Origin of the sequence: Leucobacter chromiireducens subsp. solipictus, assembly GCF_016758195.1 — a bacterium.
Classification (GTDB): domain Bacteria; phylum Actinomycetota; class Actinomycetes; order Actinomycetales; family Microbacteriaceae; genus Leucobacter; species Leucobacter solipictus.
Map to the genome: position 1 here is coordinate 76,219 of NZ_QYAC01000001.1, position 21,533 is coordinate 97,751.

Below are 21,533 nucleotides of genomic sequence, written 5' to 3' on the forward strand. Positions count from 1 at the left end.
AGCCGTGTCGGAGGACCTCGTTATGATCGACACGATGATCGCGCAGCCAGCTTCCGTCCGGGGTTTCTCGAGCGAGACCCGCGCGCTCCCACACGCCGATGGCGGACTTGCGCTGGCGCTCGCACCCGGATTCACCGCGGCTGGCTGGGATCCGGAGCCACAGTTCTTCTCGGGCTTTGCGACGCAGCCGCTGGTGCTCGCGCGCGGTCTGCTCGCGCTCGCCGATGTCACCGCGACGCGGTATTTCCAGTACGTGCCGACGACCCTGCGCGACCCTATTCTGAGCGCGCACGGGGATCGCTTGCGCGCGGAGACCTTCTCTGCGTGCAACGGGGTATACGCCCGCCTGGACCTGCTCGGCGGCGGTTTCGACGGCGGCGAGATCGGCCGGGGCGCCACCAACGTGGATCTGGGAGCCGGATCCCGTGCCGTGCTGGCCGCGGTGCGGCGCGCCGAACTGCTGCACCTGGCCGTCGGCGGTGCGGGGCTGAGCCTCGCCACCCCGGAACAGCACAGTCACGAGCGTCCCGTGGTGATGCCTGACCGGTGGGTGCGGGCGCTCGGGAATGTCGCGGAACTCCACCGGCGGCTCACCCCACGGATGGTACTCAACGCTGACGAGTCACGCGCGTTCCTCGCCGCCGTCCCGGCAGCGACGGCGGGTGGGCGCACCGTGTGGCTGGCCCGCGCCCGTGACGGGGTGCGCGTGAGCCAGCGTCCCGCCGCGGGGGCCGTGGGGATCGCGGGCCTGCACCGGTTGAGCGCAGCAAAGCGGGTACTGCCGCACGTGACCGGACTCACCGTCTACGGCGACGACGTATCCGGGGCCAGGGCCGTAGAGATCCGGCTCCCGGCTGCCCGACTCACCGTGGGCGTGACGGCCGAACCCTGGCGCGGGCACTCCGGCGAGGGAGCGTTGCTCGCCGCCCTCGCGGGGCCCGAGGTGATGGCCGACGCGGAGCACATCGCCGCGCTGCTCGCATTCGAACCCGAACTCGACATCTCCGTGCTCGCGCGGCGCAGCGGGTTGACGGAGGCCCGGGTGCGGGGCGCTGTTGCGGTGCTCGCCGCTGGCGGCCGGGTGGGATGGGATCTTGCCGACGGCGCCTACTTCCACCGGGAAGTCCCGACGTGCGCCGCGACCGCCGCGCGGGATCAGCCGCGCCTCGCGGCCGCGCGCACGTTGCTCGCCCTGGGCCGGGTGGCGCGCGGAGACCGCGGCACGGACGCCGCAGAGACCTGGACCGTGCGGGGCGCGGAACCGGGGACCGAATCCGTGGTGCGCCGCCGGGGTGGCATGCTGAGCTGCAGCTGCGCTTGGGGGCTGCGCCACGGGGCGGGCCGTGGCCCCTGCGCACATGCGCTCGCGGTCACACTCTCGCTCACACCCTCGGAGGACTCATGAGCCAAATCACCACGCCAGACACTCCGGCCGCGCTCGCGCGGTCGCTCGCCGTGTTTGCCGAGTTGGGGTGGGTCGGGCAGCCCGCCGCGGCAGCCGCGGGCCTGCCGCTGGGGACCCCTGATCAGCGCCGGATCGCGCTCGCGGGGCTGCGCGGGGGAGCGTGGGGTGCGTTTGAGGCCACGAGTCCGCAGAGCTATGGCTGGCGGAGCTGGCTGGGTGCCGACATTGACGCGGGCGTGCTTGCGCTGTTCGCGATCCGGCTGGGCGTCACCGTGCGGCGCGCGCTCGCGGTGCTGACGGGCGGGGAACGGCTTCCCGAGGCTGCCGTGGTCGCCGCGATCAGCGACCGCGGCGCGGCGTACGCGACGGAATTCGTGACGCGAGCGTCAACCGGTGCGGGCCGGCTGTGGGTGGACGCAACGTCGCGCTTCGCTGGGATCACCGTGCGCCTGGTTCACCGCCTGGGGCTGCCGGTACCGCAGCGGCTCGACTACCTGCGGGACTGGGCCGTGTACGCCCTGGGTGCCCCCGGGAACGACGGCTGGCTGCAGCCGCGCGAGCGACCCGCGATCGATCCCGCGGAGCTTGCCCCGCGCTTCGCCGAGCACGCCGCGGTCGCGGTCGCCGCCGGGCTGAGCGTCACCGGTCCCTTCGGGCCGCTCATGGACGCCGCCCGTGAACGCGGATGGCTCGACGAAGACGCGGCCCGGGCGCTGGCCTTCGCGGGCCTCGACGCGGCGCAGCGCCCGGGCGATCGCAAGGTGTGGGCGGTGCTGCTCACCGACCGCCTCGGCGTGACCGGGCCGGATCGCGTCGCCGAACTGCGGGAGCGGGCCGACGCCCTGGTCTCCGCGATCGCCACGGGAGATGCCGCACTGATCGAGGCGTTTGGCCCGCCGCTCATTGCTCACGGTGACGAGCAGACCGTCGCCGATGTCCTCCAGCTGGGCCTGAGGGCGCGGACCAAAAAGGCGCGCCGCGCATTGCTCGGCGCGGCAGCCGCGCGACCCCGGCCCGCGGCGGCCGAGGAGCTCGCGCCCCTCGTCGCCGCGATCGCCACAGGCGCTGACGCTCCGCTCGCCCGTGCGGCGCGCGCCGTCCTCACCGCGTGGGGGCTCGACCGCGACACGACCGCCCGGGACCAGAGACCGTTGCAGCTGGATGCCCCTGTGCGTGGCGTATGGCTGCCCACCCCACCGCTGTGGGAAGTGCCGCGCTTCGACATCGGTGAAGTAAGCGCCGCGGCACTCACCGCGGCAGCCGCCGCGCTCAGCGGTGCCCCGGAGAGCTCCGTGAGCGACCCCGCGGCCGAGCGGGTGCTCGCGCTGGCGAATCGAGTGGCGCGGACGGATGCGGCGGCCGCCCGAGTGGCGCTGCGCGGGGTCCGGCCACAGTGGGTGCCCGGCCTGCGCGGAATTGCGGAGTGGGTTGCCGAGCTGCCGATCCCCATGCTCGATCGGCCACCCCGCAGCGATATTCCCGGCTCCAGCGCCACGGTGTACCCACCCGTCCCCGCCCGCGACGCCGCCGTGCTGCAGCGTCTCGGCTCGGTGCCGGAGCTGCTCTCCACCCCGAGCTGGGACGACCTCCGCGTGGACCCCGCAGACCTCGTTGCGCGGTTGCGTGCGTATGACGCAGGGGACGCGAGCGCGATCGAGGCGGACCTGCTGCTCGCGCTGCTGCGGCTCGACCTCGGAGCGCTCACCCCCGAGATCTCCGCCGAGCTCGCCGAACTCCGCGTCCCCGTGATCGGCCAGGACGGCGCGACGCTGGCCACGCCGGCAGGACCCGCCGTCCTGCGCTACCTCGCGGACCCCCTCCGGGAGCCCGACCGGGTACTGGACCCGCAGCGGCACTGGTGGGCCCCGGGCATTCTCACCCTGCCGGAGTCCCTTGCCGAGTTTCCGCCGCGGCTCCGCACCGACACGGTCCACGGCGGGCTCACCCTCGACGCCTGGCCGGGAGGCGGCGACACCGCGGGATGGGGCATCGAACACTCCGAGCTTGCCGGGCTAGGCCGCGACCTGGGTGTGCTCGTGACCCGCTCGGTCCCGCTCACGCCCGGGCTCGCCGTCAACCTCCTCGGGGCCCAACGCGGCTTCCACGAGCGGGCCGTGGTCGCCGGGACTCAGGCCGTGCGGGACGCGTGGGCCCGCGGCATCCTCATCCCCGGGACGGCAGACCCCGCGCGGCTCGATTGGCAGGAGACCCCGGGGAAGCTCGCCGGCTTCGCGGCGGCATGCGCCGAGCTCGCCGACGAGGGGCTGCTCGCCGTGGTGTGGCCGCTGCTCGACGCCCTGGTCGCCCGCTCGCTGCGCGCACCCCGATTGCTGGCGGGCACCGCCGAGCTCGTCACCGGAGTGGGGGAGCTGCTCCCCGCCGTGCGGAGCGCGGTGGCCGCGGGCGTCGCTCCCGCGGATTCGCTCGCGCTGCCCGGCACGCGCGCGCTCGCAGCCGCCCCGGGGAACTCCCGCGCGGTCGCGGTGGCCCGGAAGATCGCGGCCGAGTTGCCGGAAGACGCCGTGCCTGCGCCGCCCGGTGCCCCGGCCGTGTCTGCGGGTGCTGCGGCCGCGGCAACGCCTGCGGGTGCTACGGCTCCGGCCCCAATGAGCGATGCGGCCTTCGAGGAGGCGTGGCCGTCGCGTCGGGGCGTGGGCCCCGCGATCGACGACGGGGCCGCGGTCACGGCGCGCTGGCACGACCCGAACGCGTCGACGCGATTCCTGGAGATCGGCCTCGCCTTCCCCGCCGAGCGGCTCGCTGATTCGAGCCACGGGGACCGCGTGTTCCGGACCCGCACATCGTGGTTCTATGACCTCGAACACGAGGGGCAGTGCGGCATGACGGAGGGGCTCGACAGCCCGTTCCGCCACGATGCGCGCGCCTGGCTGCGCTGGGATCCGGCCGCCGCCGGCGGAACCGGCGCGGTCGCGGTCGCGGCGCACCGGAACTGGCGGGACGGGGCCGACGGCCCGCTGCGGCGCGACGGCGCGGTGCCGCCGCTCACCTCGGGGATGGTCGCGGTCATGCTCGGAAGCATGAATCACGACAACGGACACGCGTTCACCGTGCGGGAGGCCGTGCGCTCCGAGTTGTTCGGTGCCGCCACCGTACGGCTCGCCGTCGCGGGGCTGCTCGGGAACGCGGACTATTCGCCGGTGAAACTCGCGGGTCTGATTGAGAGCGACCCGGATACCCTCCCCACGCTGTGGCCCGCGCTCACGGAACCCGTCCGAATCGCCGCGGCGACCACGGGGACGCCGCCGCGCTGGCTGAACCGGGTGCTCGACGTTGCGCTCGGGCGAGCGGCGCTCCTCCGCGCCGCCGCTGATCGCGGACACCTCCCGGCGGACGCGGCTGCCTGGCCCGGGTTAGCCGAGCTCGCGGCCCGAAGCGGCTCGCAGGCAGCGCTCAGAAAAGCGCGAGCACTGCGGACGGAACTCGGCCCGGCGGTGAGGTGAGAGAATAGGGGGATGCGCATCGTCTTCGCCGGAACTCCGGAGTTCGCCGTTCCCAGCCTGCAGGCGCTCGCCGCCGCGGGCCACGAAGTAGTCGGCGTGATCACGAGGGAAGACGCTCCGCTCGGGCGCAAGCGCGTGCTCACCCCCTCGCCGGTCGCGGTGGCGGCCGAAGCGCTCGGCCTCCCGATCCTCAAAGCGAACCGACTCGACGACGCGGCGACCGTCTGGGTCGCGGAACGCGCGCCCGAACTCGGGGTGATCGTCGCCTACGGTGGCCTGGTCCGCGAACCGCTGTTGAGCCTGCCGGAGCACGGCTGGATCAACCTGCACTTCTCGGAGCTCCCGCGGTGGCGCGGGGCGGCACCCGTGCAGCGCGCACTGGAAGCGGGGGAGCAGACGCTCGGCGTCACGGTGTTCCGCCTCGTTGCTGCGCTCGACGCGGGCGACGTGCTCACCCGCGATTCCCGAGCGTTCCCGCCCGGGACCTCCGCGGGCGCGGCGCTGGCCGAGCTGTCCGAGTTCGGTACGGACGCGGTCCTCGCCGCCGTGCAGGTGCTCGCGTCCGATCCGGCGGCCGGTGAACCGCAGGCCGGGGCCGAGACCTACGCGCACAAGCTCACGCGGGAGGACGGGCGGCTCGACCTGACGCGCCCCGCCGACGCGGTGCTCGCGCACTGGGCCGGGGTGACCCCGGAGCCCGGGGCGTACGTCACGCACGAGGAACAGCCGATCAAACTGCTGGAGCTCGCGCCTCGCGGCGAGACCGATGACACGCGTGCGCCCGGCACCGTGACCCTGACGGACGGTGTCGTGGTCCTCGCGACCGGCTCCGGAACGCTGGAGCTCCGCCGCGTGCAGCCCGCCGGGAAGCCCGGCATGGACGCGGCCGCCTGGTTACGCGGCCGCGGGGGACAGGCGGTGCTCGCATGAGCCCGGCAGCTCAGGGAGGACAGCGCTCGCAGGGTGGACAGAATTCGCGGGGCGGTCAGAACTCGCGGGGCGGGCGCGGTCACCGGCCGGGGTCTCGTCCGCAGCGTGCACCCCGCACACACATCTCCGCTGCGCGGCTCGTTGCCTACGACGTGCTCCGCGACGTGGACGAGCGCGAGGCCTACGCAAACCTCGCGCTTCCCAGTCGCATTCGCGACGCGGAACTCGACGGGCGGGACGCGGGTCTCGCCACAGAACTCGTCGCCGGCGCGCTCCGCTGGCGCGGCCGCTACGACCGCATTATCGAGCTTGCCGCGGGGCGCGACATCGCGGACATCGATGCGCGCACCCGGAACGTGCTGCGCCTCGGCGTGCACCAGCTGCTCGGCATGCGCACCGCCGCGCACGCCGCGGTGAACGAGAGCGTCGAGCTGCAGCGTCGGGTCGGCAACCAGAACGCCGCGGGCTTCGTGAACGGCGTGTTGCGCGCCGTGGGCCGGCGCACGCCCGAGGAGTGGGACGCGGAGATCACGGACCGCGCCCGCACCGAGGATGACGCGCTCGCCGTCCGCACTTCGCACCCCGCGTGGGTGCTGCGTGCCCTGCGCGACGCCCTGCGCAAGGAAGGGCGCGAGGCCGAGCTCGAGGAGCTGCTTGCCGCCGACAACGACGCGCCGCGCGTGAGCCTGGCCGTGCTGCCGGGCTCCGGTGTGGGTCCGGCCGAGCTCGCCGACGACCGTGCCGAGGTCGACGCCGACCACAGCGACCCCAGCGGCCCCAGCGGCCCCGCGTTGACCGCCACCGGCCCATCCCCGCTCGGACTCGAGCTGTCGGGCGGCGATCCGGGGCGTGCGATCGCCGAGCTCGACGCGCCCGAGGGACGCGTGCGCGTGCAGGATCAAGGCTCCCAGCTCGCGGCGCTCGCACTGACCCGGTCCCGGCCGGTCCAGGCGGGGGAACGCTGGCTCGATCTGTGCGCCGGGCCGGGCGGGAAGACGGCGATCCTGGGGGCCGAGGCGCTCGCGGGCGGGGCCACGGTCCGCGCGAACGAGGTGTCTGAGCATCGCGCCGAACTCGTGCGGCGATCCGTGTCGGGCGTCGCGGACGCCGTGGACGTCGTGTCGCACGATGGCCGCGACGACGCCGCGTACGGCGGCGAAACGTTTGACCGGATCCTCGTCGACGCTCCCTGCACGGGGCTGGGGGCACTGCGCCGCCGTCCGGAGGCGCGCTGGCGCAAGCAGCCCTCCGACCTGCCGGAACTCACCGCGTTGCAGGCCGAGCTGCTCGACGCGGCGGTGGCGCACCTCGCGCCCGGCGGCACCCTCGCCTACGTCACCTGCTCCCCGCACCTCGCCGAGACCCGGATCGCCGTGGAACGCTTGCTGCAGCGCACGCCCGGGCTCACGGAGCTGGACGCGCGCGAGGCGCTGCGGGACGTGGCCCGGGGAGACATCGACATTGCCGGGGACGCGCTCAGCGCCCAGCTCTGGCCGCACCGCCACGGCACGGACGCGATGTTCGTGGCCCTGTTCCGCCGCGCATAGCCCGGGGCCGGCCCAGGGCCCAGGCCCAGGCCTGCCCGGCCTGGCACTGTGCGGCCCGGCGGACATGGCTGTGCCCTGTGCCCAGTGCCCGCACTCCGCCGCCACCCAACCCTGCGTGGTCACCAAGCCAAGCTCACCCTGCACCCCCGCGGTCCGATCACGCAATTTCGCACCAGTTTGGGGCACTGTGAGGTGCGCAACTGAGGTCTCGGCAGAGTATGGGAGCGGCAGCAGAGATGTCAGAAGCTGCGGTGGTGCTGGTGCAAGTGGTGGCAGTGGTGGCGGGGCACCTCCTGCGCGGGAAGGCTTCGGGCGCCGGATCTGGCGCACGGTGCTCACGCTCGTCGTGGAGGGCTGAGGGGTCCGCGTGAGGCAAGCCAGCACCACCCCACTCGCACCACCCACCCTCGCATTCCCCACCGAGCACGCAATCGGGCACCTTCCGCGGGTCGATGAGGTGCCAGAACGCGGGGTCGGCGCAGCGTATCCCCGCGCGTAGAATGGTGCCGTGACCGCGCAGCGCATGAACCCCAGCATTCTGTCCGCCGACTTCGTGAACCTTCAGGCCGAGCTGGAGGCGATCCGCACCGCGGATCTTGTCCACGTCGACGTCATGGACAACCACTTCGTCCCCAACCTCACGATGGGCCCGCCGATCGTGGAGCGGATTCAGGCGGTGTCGCCGGTGCCGCTCGACGTGCACCTGATGATCGCCGACGCCGACCGCTGGGCCCCGGGCTACGCGGAGCTGGGCGCATACTCGGTCACGTTCCACGCCGAAGCCGCGGCAGATCCGGTCGCCCTCGCGCGCAAGCTCCGCGACATCGGCGCTCGCGCAGGCATCGCGCTGAAGCCCGGCACGGACCCGGAGCCCTACCTTGAGCTGCTGCCGGAGTTCGACCAGGTGCTCGTGATGACGGTCGAACCCGGCTTCGGTGGGCAGGCCTTCATGGCGGACATGATGCCGAAGCTGCGACGCTTCGCCGAGGCGAAGTCCCGGCTCGGCCTCGATCTGTGGCTCCAGGTGGACGGCGGGATCACGAAGGACACGATCGGGATCGCCGCCGAGGCCGGTGCCGACACGTTCGTTGCGGGATCGGCCGTGTACGGCGGGGTGCCCGAGGACCGCATCGCGGAGCTTCGCGCGGCCGCAGCGCAGCACGCGCACTAGCGCGCCGCGCCCGGCCGGGTGACCTCGGAACTTCCGGTCGGGCCGGGGCGGGTGGCCACCCGGCACGGCCGCCCGATGCGGCGCTGTGCACGCGGCGGCGCGGAAACGCGGTAGTGTGTTCCTGTGAAGTCGTTCGACGATCTGTTCGCGGAACTCAGCGCGAAGGCCATCTCCCGCCCCGAGGGGAGCGACACTGTTGCGCGCCTCGACGCCGGCATCCACTCGATCGGAAAGAAGATCGTGGAGGAGGCCGCCGAGGTCTGGATGGCGGCCGAGCACGAGTCCGACGCCGAGTGCGCTGAGGAAATCAGCCAGCTGCTCTATCACCTGCAGGTGCTCATGCTCGCCAAGGGCTTGACCCTCGAGGACGTGTACACGCATCTGTAGCGTCGGTGCCCTTTCGCGCGCCGACGCTTGCCGCTGACCTCACCATCACCCGGCACGCTGCAGATTCGGCTGCCACCACGGAAGGAATCCCTCCACTCATGCTTCGCATCGCCGTCCCGAATAAGGGATCGCTGTCTGAGATCGCCGCCGACATGCTGACGGAGGCGGGCTACTCGGGCCGCCGCGACAGCCGCAAGCTCGTCCACGCGGACACGCGCAACGACGTCGAGTTCTTCTACCTCCGCCCGCGCGACATCGCGACCTACGTGGGCTCCGGTGCCCTGGACGTCGGGATCACGGGCCGCGACCTGCTGCTCGATTCCGGGTCCGCTGCCACCGAGGTGGAGACCCTCGAATTCGGCGACTCGACGTTCCGCTTCGCCGCGCCCGCGGGCGGCGAGCTCACTGAGCTCGAGGACCTCGCGGGGAAGCGGATCGCGACGAGCTACCCGCAACTGGTCGACGACTTCCTCCGGGCGCGCGGCATCGTCTCCTCGCTCGTGAAGCTCGACGGTGCCGTGGAATCTGCCGTGCAGCTCGGTGTCGCCGACGCCGTCGCGGACGTGGTCTCCACCGGCGCGACGCTGCGTGCCGCAGGCCTTGAGATCTTCGGCCCCGTGATTCTTGAGTCCACCGCCGTGCTCATCGGCGGCCCGAACGAGCACCCGGGCATCGAGCGACTGCTGCGCCGCCTCCGCGGCGTGCTCGTGGCGCGCAAGTACGTGCTCATGGACTACGACCTGCCCGCGGATCAGCTCGAGGCCGCATCCCAGGTGGCCGGCGGCATGGAGTCGCCGACGGTGTCGCCGCTGAAGGACGAGGCCTGGGTGGCCGTCCGCGTGATGGTGCGTGCCGACGAGGCGAACACGATCATGGACGAGCTGTACGACCTGGGTGCCCGCGCGATTCTCGTGACGCCGATCCACGCCGCGCGGCTGTAAGGGGGAGCGGATCATGACTCTCGCTACCCGCGTGATTCCCTGTCTCGACGTGGCCGCGGGCCGCGTCGTGAAGGGCGTGAACTTTCTGAACCTCCGCGACGCGGGGGATCCGGTGGAACTCGCGGCGCGCTATGCGGCGCAGGGCGCCGACGAGCTGACCTTCTTGGACGTCACCGCGACGGTCGACGACCGCTCCACCACCTATGACGTCGTGCAGCGCACCGCCGAGCAAGTGTTTATCCCGCTCACCGTCGGCGGCGGCGTGCGCAGCGCCGAGGACGTCGCGCGCCTGCTGGGTGTCGGAGCGGACAAGGTGGGGATCAACAGCGGGGCCATCGCGCGTCCCGAGGTGATCGGCGAGATCGCGGATCGCTTCGGCGCGCAGGTGCTGGTGCTTTCCCTCGACGTGAAGCGCAGCGACCGCATGCCGTCAGGCTTCGTGGTCACGACGCACGGCGGCAAGCGCGAGACCGATCTCGACGCCATCGCGTGGTGCAAGGAAGCGGTGGAGCGCGGCGCGGGTGAGCTGCTCGTGAACTCGATGGACGCCGACGGCACCCAGGACGGTTTCGACCTCGAGCTCACCGCGCTGGTGCGCGGCGTCTCCGATGTCCCCGTGATCGCCTCGGGCGGTGCCGGGAAGCTCGAACACTTCGCGCCCGCCGTGGACGCGGGCGCTGACGCAGTCCTCGCGGCCTCCGTGTTCCACTACAACACGTTCACAATCGGTGAGGTGAAGCGGGCGCTCGCGGACGCGGGCCACACCGTACGCCTCAGCGGCGACGCGGCGGCGGGAGCGGGACGATGAGCGCGGACGCGGTGCCGGCGGAGATCCGCTTCGACGAGAGCGGGCTGCTGCCCGCGATCATCCAGGACGACGCATCGGGCGAGGTGTTGATGCTCGCGTGGATGGACCGCGAGGCGCTGCACCGCACCCTCACCACCGGACGGGTCACCTTCTGGTCGCGCTCCCGTGGCGAGTACTGGCGGAAGGGCGACACTTCCGGTCACCGCCAGTACGTGCGGAGCGTCGCGATGGATTGCGACGGCGACACGCTGCTGGTCCGCGTCGAACAGCTCGGCGCGGCCTGCCACACCGGAACGCGCAGCTGTTTCACCGATCGCGAGATCCCCGCCGTGGTCGGCGATTCGGCGGCCCCCGAGGCGTGATTCTGGCCACCTGAGCGCGCTCGGACATCCGCGCTCGCCGCGCCCGATAGGCTGGGACGGTGACCCTGACGACCACTCGCGCAGCGTTCGACGCCGCGCGCACCACGCACGCCGTGATCCCTGTCTGCCGGGAGGTGTTCGCTGACGCGGACACGCCGGTCAGCATCTACCGGAAGGTCGCCGGATCCCGCGCCGGCACGTTCCTCCTCGAATCCGCCGAGCAGGGCGGTGTCTGGACCCGCTTCAGCTTTGTGGGGGCCGGCAGCTTTGGTGTGCTGAGCGAGCGCGACGGGCGTGCGCACTGGGTGCCGGGATCCGCCGCGGAGGTGCCCGCCGAGCGCCTGCTCCCGGGGGGCCTCGACCGCCTCGCCCCGGTTGCCGCGCTGCAGGCCGTCTACGAGCGCTGGCGTGCGCCGCAGGTGCCGGGCTTGCCACCGCTCGCGAGCGGCTTTGTCGGGTATCTCGGCTGGGATACGGTGCGCGAGTTCGAACGGCTGGAGCACGGCCCCACGAACGGGCCCGGGTTGCCCACGCAGGGCCTGAGTTTCGTGTCCGAGCTCGTCGTGATCGACCACCGTGAGGGCAGCGTCGTCCTCCTGGCGAACGTCCTCAACGATGCCGCGCACGCCGACGGCCTCCCGGCGGGTGCGGCTGGCGTCGATGACGCCGACGCGCAGTGGGCGGACGCGCAGGCCCGCCTCGACGCACTCCAGGCGGCGCTTGCCGCGCCGGTCGCCTCGCCGCTCGGCGCGCTCGACCGCGACGCGATGCCGGATCCGGTGCGCCTCACCACCACCCCCGAGTACATGGCGGCCGTGGAGCTCGCGAAGCGTCACATCGTCGACGGTGACGTGTTCCAGGTGGTCCCGTCGCAGCGCTTCGACCAGGAATGCCTGGCGGACCCGCTCGACGTCTACCGGGTGCTCCGGCATCTGAACCCGAGCCCCTACCTGTACCTGCTGCAGCTCGAGGACGCCACGGGCACGCCGTTTGCGGTGGTCGGCTCGAGCCCGGAGGCGCTGGTGACCGTGCAGGAGGACGGGCACGTGCGCACGCACCCGATCGCGGGCTCGCGCCCTCGCGGGGCGACGGTCGAGGAGGATCAGCTCCACGAGCGGGAGCTGCTCGCGGACGAGAAGGAACGCGCCGAGCACCTCATGCTCGTGGACCTGGCCCGGAACGACCTCCTTCGCGCCTGCGAACCGGCCTCGGTGGAGGTCACCGAGTTCATGCGGGTGGAACGCTACAGCCACATCATGCACATCGTCTCGACCGTCGAGGGGCAGTCCCGGCCGGATCAGAGCCCGATCGACGTGTTCCGGGCGACGTTCCCGGCCGGCACCCTCTCGGGCGCGCCGAAGCCGCGCGCGCTCGAGATTATTGACGCGCTGGAGCCGGTGCGCCGCGGAGTGTACGGCGGGGTCGTCGGATACTTCGGGTTGGGCGGCGCGGCGGATCTCGCGATCGCGATCCGCACGGCCACGATCAAGGACGGCGTCGCGATGGTGCAGGCCGGTGCCGGAATTGTCGCGGACTCGGTTCCCGAGTCCGAGGATGCGGAGTGCCGCAGCAAGGCCGCCGCCCCGCTGCGGGCCATTGCGATCGCGAACACGCTGCACGAACTGAAGGGGGCGCACCATGCGCGCTAAGTTGCTGTCACTCGGAGGCATCGCGGTGGCCGGCGGCGTGGGCCTCATGGCTGGTGCACAGCCTTGGGTGTCGTTCATGCTCGACGGGACTCACGAGCTCGTCCCGGTGACCGGGCACGAGATCAACGCGGCGCTCTCCCCGGTGGCGATCGCGCTCGTCGCGGCCGCGCTGGCCCTGACGATCGCGGGACCCGTGTTCCGTCGTGTCCTGGGCGGGTTGGTGGCGCTGCTCGGCGCGGGCCTCGTCGCGCTCACTGCCGGGGTGATTGCCGCGCCGCTGACCGCCGTCACGAGCACCGTCACCGAACTGACCGGGATCAGTGGGACCGCGGCAACGGCGGCCGTCGTGTGGAGCCAGCTGTCCGTGTGGGCCTGGGTGAGCGTGGTGGCCGGAGTGGTCGCCGCGCTCATCGGGCTGCTGATCGTGTTCTTCGGTGGACGCTGGGCGACTGGCGGCCGAAAGTACGACACCGGTGCCGCGGCGAAGAAACGCGCGGACGGCGGTACCGACCGGATCTCGGACTGGGACGCGCTGAGCGATGGCGACGACCCGACCGCAGATATCCGCTAGGCTTGAGCTGTACAACCCCGTTCAGAGGAGATTCATGAGTACCCAGCACGGAGACCCCGGTCACGGTGATTCGCCAGCCGCATGGACGGCTGTCGTAGTGATGCTGCTTGGCGTCGCCGCCGGCACCGTCTTCTTCTTCCTGCACAACGCCACCATGGTGTGGGTGTGCGCCGGCATCGTCCTGGTGGGCGCAGTGTTGGGCTGGGTCCTCGCGAAGGCCGGGTACGGCGTCAACGGGCCCAAGTTCACCCCCAAGCCGCACGAGTAGAGTGCTCGAGCAACTGCTCGCGGGTTCCCTCGAGGACGCGCAGGCTCGCCGGGAGCTTCGGCCTACCGCTCAGGTGGAGGCCGAAGCTCTTCGGCGTGCCCCCGCGCTCGACGCGCTCGCGGCGCTCGCCCCCGCCGACCATATGAAGGTGATCGCGGAGGTGAAGCGCGCGAGCCCCTCGCGAGGGGATCTCGCGGAGATCGCGGAGCCCCAGACACTCGCCGCCCAGTACGAAGCCGGCGGTGCCAGCGTGGTGAGCGTGCTCACCGAGGAGCGGAAGTTCAAGGGCTCGCTGGCCGATCTCGACGCCGTGCGCAAGGCCGTGAGTATTCCCGTGCTCCGTAAGGAATTCATCGGGGACGAGTACCAGGTCCTCGAGGCGCGCGCCGCCGGGGCGGACCTCGTGCTGCTCATCGTGGCTGCGCTGCCGCAGGATCGGCTCGCCGCCCTGTACACCATGGTGCGCGAGCTGGGCATGACCCCGCTCGTCGAAGCGCACTCCGCCGACGAGGTGACGCGCGCCGTTGATCTGGGTTCGCAGCTGATCGGCGTGAATGCGCGGGATCTGCGCACCTTTGAACTTGATCGCGATCTGTTTGGCCGCGTGGCCGATCAGATCCCCGCCGGCGTGGTCCGTGTGGCCGAGTCTGCCGTGCTGGGCGTCGCCGACGTGCAGCACTACCGCGAGGCCGGCGCTGACGCCGTCCTGGTGGGGGAAGCGCTCGTCACCAGCGACCCTGTCGCGACGCTGCAGTCGTATCTCAGCGTCTGACCCTGAGGAACCACATGACACACCTGCCCGAGCCCGCATCGACGCCCGCTGAGGCCTCGGGCGGGCCAGTCTCGTCCCTGCGCGATCAGCACGGCCCCTTCTTCGGTGACTTTGGCGGCAGGTTCATGCCGGAATCGTTGATCGCTGCGATCGATGAGCTGACCGTCGCCTACGAGGCGGCCCAGGCGGATCCGGTCTTCCGTGCGGAGCTTGTGGAGCTCCTGGAGTCCTACGCGGGTCGGCCGTCCCCGATCACGGAGGTGCCTCGGTTCGCCGAGCACGCCGGCGGTGCGCGGATCTTCCTGAAGCGCGAGGACCTGAACCACACGGGTTCGCACAAGATCAATAACGTGCTCGGCCAGGCGCTCCTCACCCAGCGGCTCGGCAAACGCCGGGTCATCGCCGAAACCGGTGCGGGGCAGCACGGCGTCGCGACCGCGACCGCCGCGGCGCTCTTCGGGCTCGAGTGCACGATCTACATGGGCGAGGTGGACACCGAACGCCAAGCGCTCAATGTTGCACGGATGCGCCTGTTGGGTGCGGAAGTGATCCCGGTACGCACCGGGTCCCGCACGCTGAAGGACGCGATCAACGAGGCGTACCGCGACTGGGTCGCGTCGGTCGATCACACGAACTACATTTTCGGCACCGCCGCCGGCCCGCACCCGTTCCCCGCGATGGTGCGCGATTTCCAGAAGATCATCTCGGAGGAGGCGCGTGCGCAGCTCCTCGATCGCGTGGGCCGGCTGCCCGACGCGGTCGTGGCCTGCGTGGGCGGGGGATCGAACGCGATCGGCATGTTCGACGCGTTCCTCGACGACGCGGACGTCCGGATCTATGGCGTGGAAGCCGCGGGGGACGGCGTGGACACGCCCCGGCACGCCGCCTCGATCGAGCGCGGTCGCCCCGGCATTCTGCACGGTGCCCGCACCTTCGTGCTGCAGGACGAGGACGGCCAGACCGTCGAGTCCCACTCGATCTCGGCCGGCCTCGACTACCCGGGTGTGGGCCCGGAACACGCCTGGCTCGCGGACATTGGGCGCGCGGAGTACATCCCCGCCACCGATGACGAGGCAATGCAGGCGCTCCGGCTCCTCAGCCGCACCGAGGGCATCATCCCCGCGATCGAGTCGGCGCACGCCCTCGCGGGTGCGCTGCGACTGGGGCGCGAGCTGGGACCGGACGCGGTGATCGCGGTCAGCCTCTCCGGCCGCGGCGACAAAGACATGGCTACGGCGGGTCGCTACTTCGGCCTGTTCGACGACGATGCGGAGATTCAGGAATGAGCGCCACCACCCAGTCCCGCGTCGCGGCGACGATTCGCGCGGCGCAGGCGGAGCGGCGCGGTGCGCTGATCGGCTACCTCCCCGTCGGATTCCCCGATCTGGACACGAGCGTTGAGGCCGCCATCGCGATGGTGCACGCCGGCGTCGACGTGCTCGAGTTTGGCGTGCCCTACTCGGATCCCGTCATGGACGGCGCGATCATCCAGGAGGCCACGCAGACCGCGCTGGCCGGTGGGTTCCGGCTCGCGCACGTATTCGAGGCCGTGCGCCGCGTCCGCGAAGCGGTCGAGGTGCCGGTGCTCATCATGACCTACTGGAACCCGGTCATGCAGTACGGCGTGGAACGCTTTGCCGCGGACCTCGTCGCCGCCGGCGGTGCCGGGCTCATCACGCCCGACATCACCCCGGAGGCCGCCGCCGAGTGGATCGAGACGAGCGATCGGCACGGGCTCGACCGTGTGTTCCTCGCCGCACCGAGCTCGAGCGACGAGCGGCTCGCGCTCGTGGCCGCGTCGACGACCGGTTTTGTGTACACGGTCTCTACGATGGGGATCACTGGCGAGCGCGCCGAGCTGGACGCCGCGGCCCGCGGCCTCACCGCGCGGCTCCGGGCGCAGGGTGCCGAACTCGCCTGCGTGGGGATCGGCATCTCGACCGCGGAGCAGGTTGCGGCCGCGCTCGACTACGCCGACGGCGCGATCGTCGGGACCGCGTTCGTGCGCGCCCTCCGCGATGGCGGGGTTCCGCAGCTCGCGGAGACCGTGCGCCAGATCGCCGCGGGAACTGCCGCCCGCTAGAATGACCTTGACGGCCGCGCCTCCGGTGCGGCACCACCCGTAGCTTCCCGCGGCGTTGCCGCAGGCGAAAGAGGAGTGAATGATTCTCCCACTGAGCATCCCGAGCCCTGAGATGCAGTTTCTTCAGATCGGTCCGTTGCGGATCTATTTCTACGCGCTCTGCATCATTGTGGGGATCGTGCTCGCCGCGATCTGGACGGCGCGCAGGATCGGCCAGCGCGGCGGCGAACGCGGCGCGGTGTTTGACTTCCTCGTGTGGTCGCTCGTGCTCGGCATTGTCGGTGCGCGCCTGTACCACGTCGTGACGCACTGGGGCGATTACTTCGGGGCGGGCAAGAACCCGCTCGAGATCCTCGCGTTCTGGAACGGGGGCATCGCGATCTTCGGTGCGCTGATCGGCGGCGGCATCGGCGTGTTGATCGCCTCGAAGATCTCGGGCATCCGATTCTGGTCGTTCGCGGACGCGCTCGTACCGGGCCTCCTGCTTGCACAGGCCGTCGGCCGCCTGGGCAACTGGTTCAACCACGAGCTCTTCGGCGGCCCCACGACGCTGCCCTGGGGCCTGGAGATCGAGTCCAGCAACGCCGCCTTCCCGATCGGCCTGCCGGAGGGGACGCTGTTCCATCCGACCTTCCTGTACGAGGCTGCCTGGAACGTTCTGGGAATCATCGTGCTGCTCGCGATCGAGCGGAAGTGGCGCCCGCGCTGGGGCATGTTCTTCGCGATGTACCTCGTCTGGTACGGCATTGGCCGCGCCTTCACGGAGTCCCTGCGCGTCGACCCGAGCCTGCTCTTCCTGGGCATCCGCACCAACGTGCTCGCCGCGCTGCTCGCGATCGTGGTCGGCATCGTGATCTATGTCGTGCAGCGCCGACGCCACGTTGGCATCGAGACCTCGGTGTACCTGCCGGGGCGCAGCAACCCGCTTGACTCGGTGTTGACCGACACCGCAAATTCTGAGGAGTTTTACCACGTGCTCGATCACGGGGACCAGCCGGCCGGGGCAATTGCCGCCGCGCCCGCCGAGCCCGCGAGCGCTGCAGTGCCTGTGAAATCCGAATAACCAAGAAGGAGTGTAGATGCGCCACGCCAAGATCGTTGCCACCTGGGGCCCCGCGGTCTCCAGCTACGACCACACGCTCGAACTGATCCGAGCCGGTGTCAATGTCGCCCGGCTCAACATGTCCCACGGGACGTACAACGTGCACGAGGGAATTTACCGGAACATTCGGCGCGCTGAGATCGAGGTCGGCCGGCCGATCGCGGTCCTGGCGGACCTGCAGGGCCCGAAGATCCGGCTGGGCAAGTTCGAGGGTGGCCCGTACCAGCTTGAGGTGGGCGACGAGTTCGCGATCACGACCCGTGAGGTCGTGGGAACGCGCGAGCTGGCCGGCACAACGCACAAGGGTCTCCCCGGGGATGTGAAGCCCGGGGATCCGCTCCTCGTCGACGACGGCAAGGTGGCGTTGCGCGCGGTGCGCGTGACCGAGGACACGGTCTACACCACGGTGGAGGTCCCGGGTGCCGTGTCCAACAACAAGGGCATCAACCTCCCGGGCGTCGCCGTGAATGTTCCGGCGCTCTCCGAGAAAGACGAAGAAGACCTGCGCTGGGCTCTCGCGCTGGGCGCGGACTACATCGCGCTCTCGTTCGTGCGCAACGCGGCGGATATCACCCGCGTGCACGAGATCATGGACGAGGAAGGCACGCGCCTGCCGGTGATCGCCAAGATCGAGAAGCCGCAGGCCGTCGAGAACCTCGAAGAGATCGTCGCGGCGTTCGACGGCATCATGGTCGCTCGCGGTGACCTGGGCGTCGAGATGCCGCTCGAACGTGTTCCCGTGGTGCAGGCCGAGGCGGTCGCGCTGGCGCGCCGCAACGCGAAGCCCGTGATTGTGGCGACGCAGGTGCTCGAATCGATGATCGAGAACCCGCGCCCCACCCGCGCGGAGGCCTCCGACTGTGCCAACGCCGTGCTCGACGGTGCGGACGCGGTCATGCTGTCCGGCGAGACCAGCGTGGGTGCGTACCCCGTCGAAGCGGTCGCGACGATGGCGCGCATCATCGAGGCCACCGAGGAGCACGCGCTGGACCGGATCGAGCCGCTCGGTGCCGAGCCTCGCAGCCAGGGCGGTGCGCTCACCCTCGCCGCCTCCGAGGTCGCCGACTTTATCGGTGCGCGCTACATTTGCGTCTTCACGGAGTCCGGCGACACCGTGCGCCGCATGTCGCGCCTGCGCCGGCCGATTCCGATTCTCGGCTTCACGCCCGACGCGAACACGCGCCGGCGCATGGAGCTCACCTGGGGTGCCCGCAGCTACGAGGTGCCGCGCGTCGACAGCACCGATGAGATGTTCGCGCAGGCCGACCAGCTGCTGCTCGAGAAGTCGCGCGCGCAGATTGGCGAGAAGGTCGTCATCATCGCCGGGTCCCCTCCCGGGATCGTCGGCACCACGAACACGCTCCGGATCCACCGCATGGGGGAGACGACCGGGCAGCTGCCCGAGGCCGGGCCCCGCAAGCACACGCTGCAGGGCGAAGGCGCGTAGTGTTCGGGCGTGCTGCAGCCGGGGTCGGGCGACCGACCTCGGCGTGGCGGGGCCGGAGTGCGATCGCGCGCGCCGGGGCCGCCACCGTGCTCGCCACGGCGCTGCTCGGCGTCACCGCCTGCGCGCCGGAACCGGGTGAGGAGACGGCCCCGCCGAGGCCCACGACAAGCTCCCCGACGACCGAAGCGCCGACGACCCAAGCGCCGACGACCGAAGCGCCGACCCCGACGACCGCGCCGGATCCGTTTGCTGCGCCGATCACCTTTCCTGCGTGCGCCGATCTCATTTCTCCCGAGCAGGCGCGGGAGCTGAGCGGCCAGGCAAACTTCACGCTGTTCGAGGATGATGTTGCCGCGATGCTCACGCAGCAGGCGACGGACATGATCTTTGGCCCGGCGACGCTCACCGCGCTCGAGCAGGCGGATCCGCTGCTGCGGTGCAGCTGGGGGATCCCGAGCAGCTCCGCGAGTGTCACGCTGCTGATGGGAGTGCTTCCCGCGGCGACCCGGACCGAGTTCCGCGCCGCGCTCGACGCCTCCGACTTCCAGCAGGACACGGTCGGCGACGTCGCGCGGTACACGCTCGTGACGCCCGGGGGGATTGCCACGGTGGTGCAGCGGAACCACTTCGTCGGCGACCTCTGGGTCGCCGAGGTCGGCACCGCGAGCGGCGAGTTTGGGCCGCCCGCGATCGAGGCGATCCGCGCGGCGAATACGCCGTAGGCGTGCCACTCACTGCACACAGAAACGGCTCGATTCCCCGCGGGGAACCGAGCCGTTTCTGTTGCTCTGGGGCGCTCGCGCTAGCGGGCGCGGCCGTGCTGCGCGGCGATCGGGCAGTCGAACGGATCCCGTGCGGCGAGTCCCACCCGGTTCAGGTACCGGATCACGATCCCGTATGACTGCAGCAGCGAGGTCTCCGTGTACGGGACGTCGAGCGTGCGGCAGTGTTCCTTCACGATCTGGCTGGCCTTCGCGAGGTGCGGGCGCGCCATGCTGGGGAACAGGTGGTGTTCGATCTGATAGTTCAGTCCGCCCATGAGCCACGTCGCCCACCAGCCGCCGCGAATGTTGCGGGAGGTGCGGACCTGCTTCGTGAAGAAGTCGAGGCGTGCGTCGTGCGCGATCACGGGCATGCCCTTGTGGTTGGGGGCGAACGAGGCGCCCATGTAGACGCCAAAGATCGCGAACATGACGCCCAGGAATGCGAAGGCCTTCCCGAGCGGCAGTAGCACGAAGATCGGGGTGAGGAAGAGCACGAAGCGCCCGATGATGAGCGACAGCTCGATCCAGCGCCCCTTCACTGGGGTGCGGCTGCACAGGTGCTTGAGGCCGTGCAGGTGCAGGTTGAGCCCTTCGAGCGTGAGGAGCGGGAAGAACAGCCAGCCCTGACGCTTCGTGAGGGCACGGACGAAACCGCGCGACTGTGCGGCGCTCTCCTCCACGAACGAGATGGTATCGGTCTCGATGTCCGGGTCCTTGCCGATCCGGTTCGGATTCTGGTGGTGTCGGGAGTGCTTGGAGTCCCACCAGGAATAGCTCATGCCGATGAATCCCATGAGCCCGCGGGCAAGCCGATCGTTCGCGGGGCCGGTCGCCAGGATGACCCGGTGCGCGGCCTCGTGCGCGACGAACCCGATCTGCGTGAGCACGATGGCGAGTGCGGCGGCGATGAGGAGCTGGAACCAGCTGTCACCCAGCAGGATGAACCCCGTGATGACGCCGCCCAGTGCGAGTGCGATTCCGACGCCGACCAGCGCGTAGAAACCCGGAGCACGGCGCAGGAGCCCGGATTCCTTGGCGATCTGCGACACCTCCCGGTAGGCCTTCGCGACGGGCGGGAAGTCCCCGGTCTTCGCGCGGGTCGGCCGCAGCGGCCCGAGCCCCGAGAGCGCGGGGGGAGAGGTTAACGTCATCGTACGGCCACCGTTCTATTGGCGAGCTCAGTACGAACTCGGCAGCACAGCCAAGGGCGGTTGCCGATCGCTCCCCCGAGCCTACTCACGTGCACATGCGAATCCCGGGATACGGTGCGGATTCACGGGTGCCGAAACAGGCGTACCCTGGAAACATGAACACGCAGCGCAACCGATTCTTCACCGCAAGTACCGCCTGGATGGTCGGGGCGATCATCGTGTGCGGCGGCATCGGAACCGCGATCGGCATCGCCATGGGGCTCGTCGGCATGGGAATCGGCGTCGGCGTTGCGATCGGTGCGGTCGTGGGATTCATTGGCGGGATGCCGAGCGGCGAGGCCGAGGGAGAAACTGAGTCCGAGCTATCCTTGCCCCATGAATGATGCGGTTCCGGTCGGTACCTTCTGGTTCACGCTTGCCCTGATCAATGCCGGGCTGGCTGAACAGAAGGGGCGTTCCCGGCTAGCATGGTTCGTCGTGAGCCTGTTCTTCGGGCCCATTGCGACAGCGCTCATTGTGGTGTGGGAACGCCCGGACTCGACCGCGGAGACGTGGGGCGACACGATCGCGCGGTACCGGATGGCGAAGCGGGCGGAGCGCCGTGCGAAGCGGGACGCGGAGGTCCCCGCCGGCTCGCGCAACCAAAACACTGGACAGTGACCAATATTGGTGTATGGTCTGAACACGCAGTCATCGTGCATTCGAGGGGGAACG

General features: G+C 70.9%; 21 protein-coding genes. 20 read left to right on the forward strand and 1 reads right to left on the reverse strand.

Annotated features, from left to right (window positions below; genetic code table 11):
- Positions 1 to 22: 22 nt before the first annotated feature.
- The 18 genes from D3230_RS00325 (at position 23) to D3230_RS00410 (ending at position 19,626) form a co-directional block, all read left to right on the forward strand.
- The gene (locus D3230_RS00325; protein ID WP_237466628.1) at positions 23 to 1,405 is read left to right on the forward strand and encodes an SWIM zinc finger family protein; all 1,383 of its coding nucleotides are present in this window, start codon (positions 23 to 25) and stop codon (positions 1,403 to 1,405) included.
- A complete protein-coding gene (locus tag D3230_RS00330; RefSeq protein ID WP_202343036.1) occupies positions 1,402 to 4,866 on the forward strand; it encodes a hypothetical protein in 3,465 nt (1,154 codons plus the stop codon). Before D3230_RS00325 ends, D3230_RS00330 begins: the two co-directional genes overlap by 4 nt.
- Positions 4,867 to 4,878: 12 nt before the next feature.
- Complete coding sequence (locus tag D3230_RS00335; RefSeq protein WP_202343037.1) at positions 4,879 to 5,796, forward strand: methionyl-tRNA formyltransferase; 918 nt, start codon at positions 4,879 to 4,881, stop codon at positions 5,794 to 5,796.
- The gene (locus D3230_RS00340) at positions 5,793 to 7,343 is read left to right on the forward strand and encodes an RsmB/NOP family class I SAM-dependent RNA methyltransferase (protein WP_202343038.1); all 1,551 of its coding nucleotides are present in this window, start codon (positions 5,793 to 5,795) and stop codon (positions 7,341 to 7,343) included. Before D3230_RS00335 ends, D3230_RS00340 begins: the two co-directional genes overlap by 4 nt.
- 523 nt (positions 7,344 to 7,866) lie before the next feature.
- The gene (gene rpe, locus D3230_RS00345; RefSeq protein WP_202343608.1) at positions 7,867 to 8,514 is read left to right on the forward strand and encodes a ribulose-phosphate 3-epimerase; all 648 of its coding nucleotides are present in this window, start codon (positions 7,867 to 7,869) and stop codon (positions 8,512 to 8,514) included.
- A 123-nt stretch (positions 8,515 to 8,637) separates the two neighbouring features.
- Positions 8,638 to 8,901 carry a phosphoribosyl-ATP diphosphatase gene (locus D3230_RS00350; protein ID WP_087014946.1) on the forward strand — a complete coding sequence of 88 codons (264 nt, stop codon included), beginning with the start codon at positions 8,638 to 8,640 and terminating at the stop codon, positions 8,899 to 8,901.
- A gap of 98 nt (positions 8,902 to 8,999) precedes the next feature.
- Positions 9,000 to 9,842, forward strand: coding sequence for an ATP phosphoribosyltransferase (hisG, locus tag D3230_RS00355; protein WP_202343039.1), 843 nt, complete (start codon positions 9,000 to 9,002; stop codon positions 9,840 to 9,842).
- A 13-nt stretch (positions 9,843 to 9,855) separates the two neighbouring features.
- Positions 9,856 to 10,650 carry an imidazole glycerol phosphate synthase subunit HisF gene (gene hisF, locus D3230_RS00360; protein WP_202343040.1) on the forward strand — a complete coding sequence of 265 codons (795 nt, stop codon included), beginning with the start codon at positions 9,856 to 9,858 and terminating at the stop codon, positions 10,648 to 10,650.
- The gene (gene hisI, locus D3230_RS00365; RefSeq protein ID WP_202343041.1) at positions 10,647 to 11,012 is read left to right on the forward strand and encodes a phosphoribosyl-AMP cyclohydrolase; all 366 of its coding nucleotides are present in this window, start codon (positions 10,647 to 10,649) and stop codon (positions 11,010 to 11,012) included. The genes hisF and hisI overlap by 4 nt, the downstream gene beginning before the upstream one ends.
- A 59-nt stretch (positions 11,013 to 11,071) precedes the next feature.
- Positions 11,072 to 12,661, forward strand: a complete 1,590-nt coding sequence (locus tag D3230_RS00370; protein ID WP_202343042.1) for an anthranilate synthase component I — start codon at positions 11,072 to 11,074, stop codon at positions 12,659 to 12,661.
- The gene (locus D3230_RS00375; RefSeq protein WP_202343043.1) at positions 12,651 to 13,232 is read left to right on the forward strand and encodes a Trp biosynthesis-associated membrane protein; all 582 of its coding nucleotides are present in this window, start codon (positions 12,651 to 12,653) and stop codon (positions 13,230 to 13,232) included. The genes D3230_RS00370 and D3230_RS00375 overlap by 11 nt, the downstream gene beginning before the upstream one ends.
- 34 nt (positions 13,233 to 13,266) lie before the next feature.
- Positions 13,267 to 13,500, forward strand: a complete 234-nt coding sequence (locus D3230_RS00380) for a DUF6704 family protein (protein WP_087014937.1) — start codon at positions 13,267 to 13,269, stop codon at positions 13,498 to 13,500.
- Between the two features lies 1 nt (position 13,501).
- A complete protein-coding gene (gene trpC / locus D3230_RS00385; RefSeq protein WP_202343044.1) occupies positions 13,502 to 14,272 on the forward strand; it encodes an indole-3-glycerol phosphate synthase TrpC in 771 nt (256 codons plus the stop codon).
- 14 nt (positions 14,273 to 14,286) lie between these two features.
- A complete protein-coding gene (gene trpB / locus D3230_RS00390) occupies positions 14,287 to 15,558 on the forward strand; it encodes a tryptophan synthase subunit beta (protein ID WP_202343045.1) in 1,272 nt (423 codons plus the stop codon).
- Positions 15,555 to 16,355 (forward strand): tryptophan synthase subunit alpha, encoded by an 801-nt coding sequence (gene trpA, locus D3230_RS00395; protein WP_202343046.1) that lies wholly within the window; start codon positions 15,555 to 15,557, stop codon positions 16,353 to 16,355. Before trpB ends, trpA begins: the two co-directional genes overlap by 4 nt.
- A 79-nt stretch (positions 16,356 to 16,434) precedes the next feature.
- Positions 16,435 to 17,418, forward strand: coding sequence for a prolipoprotein diacylglyceryl transferase (lgt, locus tag D3230_RS00400; RefSeq protein WP_202343047.1), 984 nt, complete (start codon positions 16,435 to 16,437; stop codon positions 17,416 to 17,418).
- Between the two features lie 16 nt (positions 17,419 to 17,434).
- A complete protein-coding gene (pyk, locus tag D3230_RS00405) occupies positions 17,435 to 18,904 on the forward strand; it encodes a pyruvate kinase (RefSeq protein ID WP_202343048.1) in 1,470 nt (489 codons plus the stop codon).
- Positions 18,904 to 19,626: a hypothetical protein gene (locus D3230_RS00410; protein WP_202343049.1), complete on the forward strand. Its 723-nt coding sequence runs from the start codon at positions 18,904 to 18,906 to the stop codon at positions 19,624 to 19,626. Before pyk ends, D3230_RS00410 begins: the two co-directional genes overlap by 1 nt.
- A gap of 80 nt (positions 19,627 to 19,706) precedes the next feature.
- Here D3230_RS00410 and D3230_RS00415 read toward each other — a convergent pair whose 3' ends face one another.
- Positions 19,707 to 20,819 (reverse strand): fatty acid desaturase family protein, encoded by a 1,113-nt coding sequence (locus D3230_RS00415; RefSeq protein ID WP_202343050.1) that lies wholly within the window; start codon positions 20,817 to 20,819, stop codon positions 19,707 to 19,709.
- 155 nt (positions 20,820 to 20,974) lie between these two features.
- Here D3230_RS00415 and D3230_RS00420 point away from each other — a divergent pair, with 155 nt between their 5' ends.
- Entirely contained in the window at positions 20,975 to 21,202 is a 228-nt protein-coding gene (locus D3230_RS00420; RefSeq protein WP_202343051.1) for a hypothetical protein, read from the forward strand.
- On the forward strand, positions 21,195 to 21,479 hold the full coding sequence (locus D3230_RS00425; protein WP_202343052.1) for a hypothetical protein: 285 nt from the start codon (positions 21,195 to 21,197) through the stop codon (positions 21,477 to 21,479). Before D3230_RS00420 ends, D3230_RS00425 begins: the two co-directional genes overlap by 8 nt.
- The last annotated feature ends 54 nt before the right edge of the window (positions 21,480 to 21,533 follow it).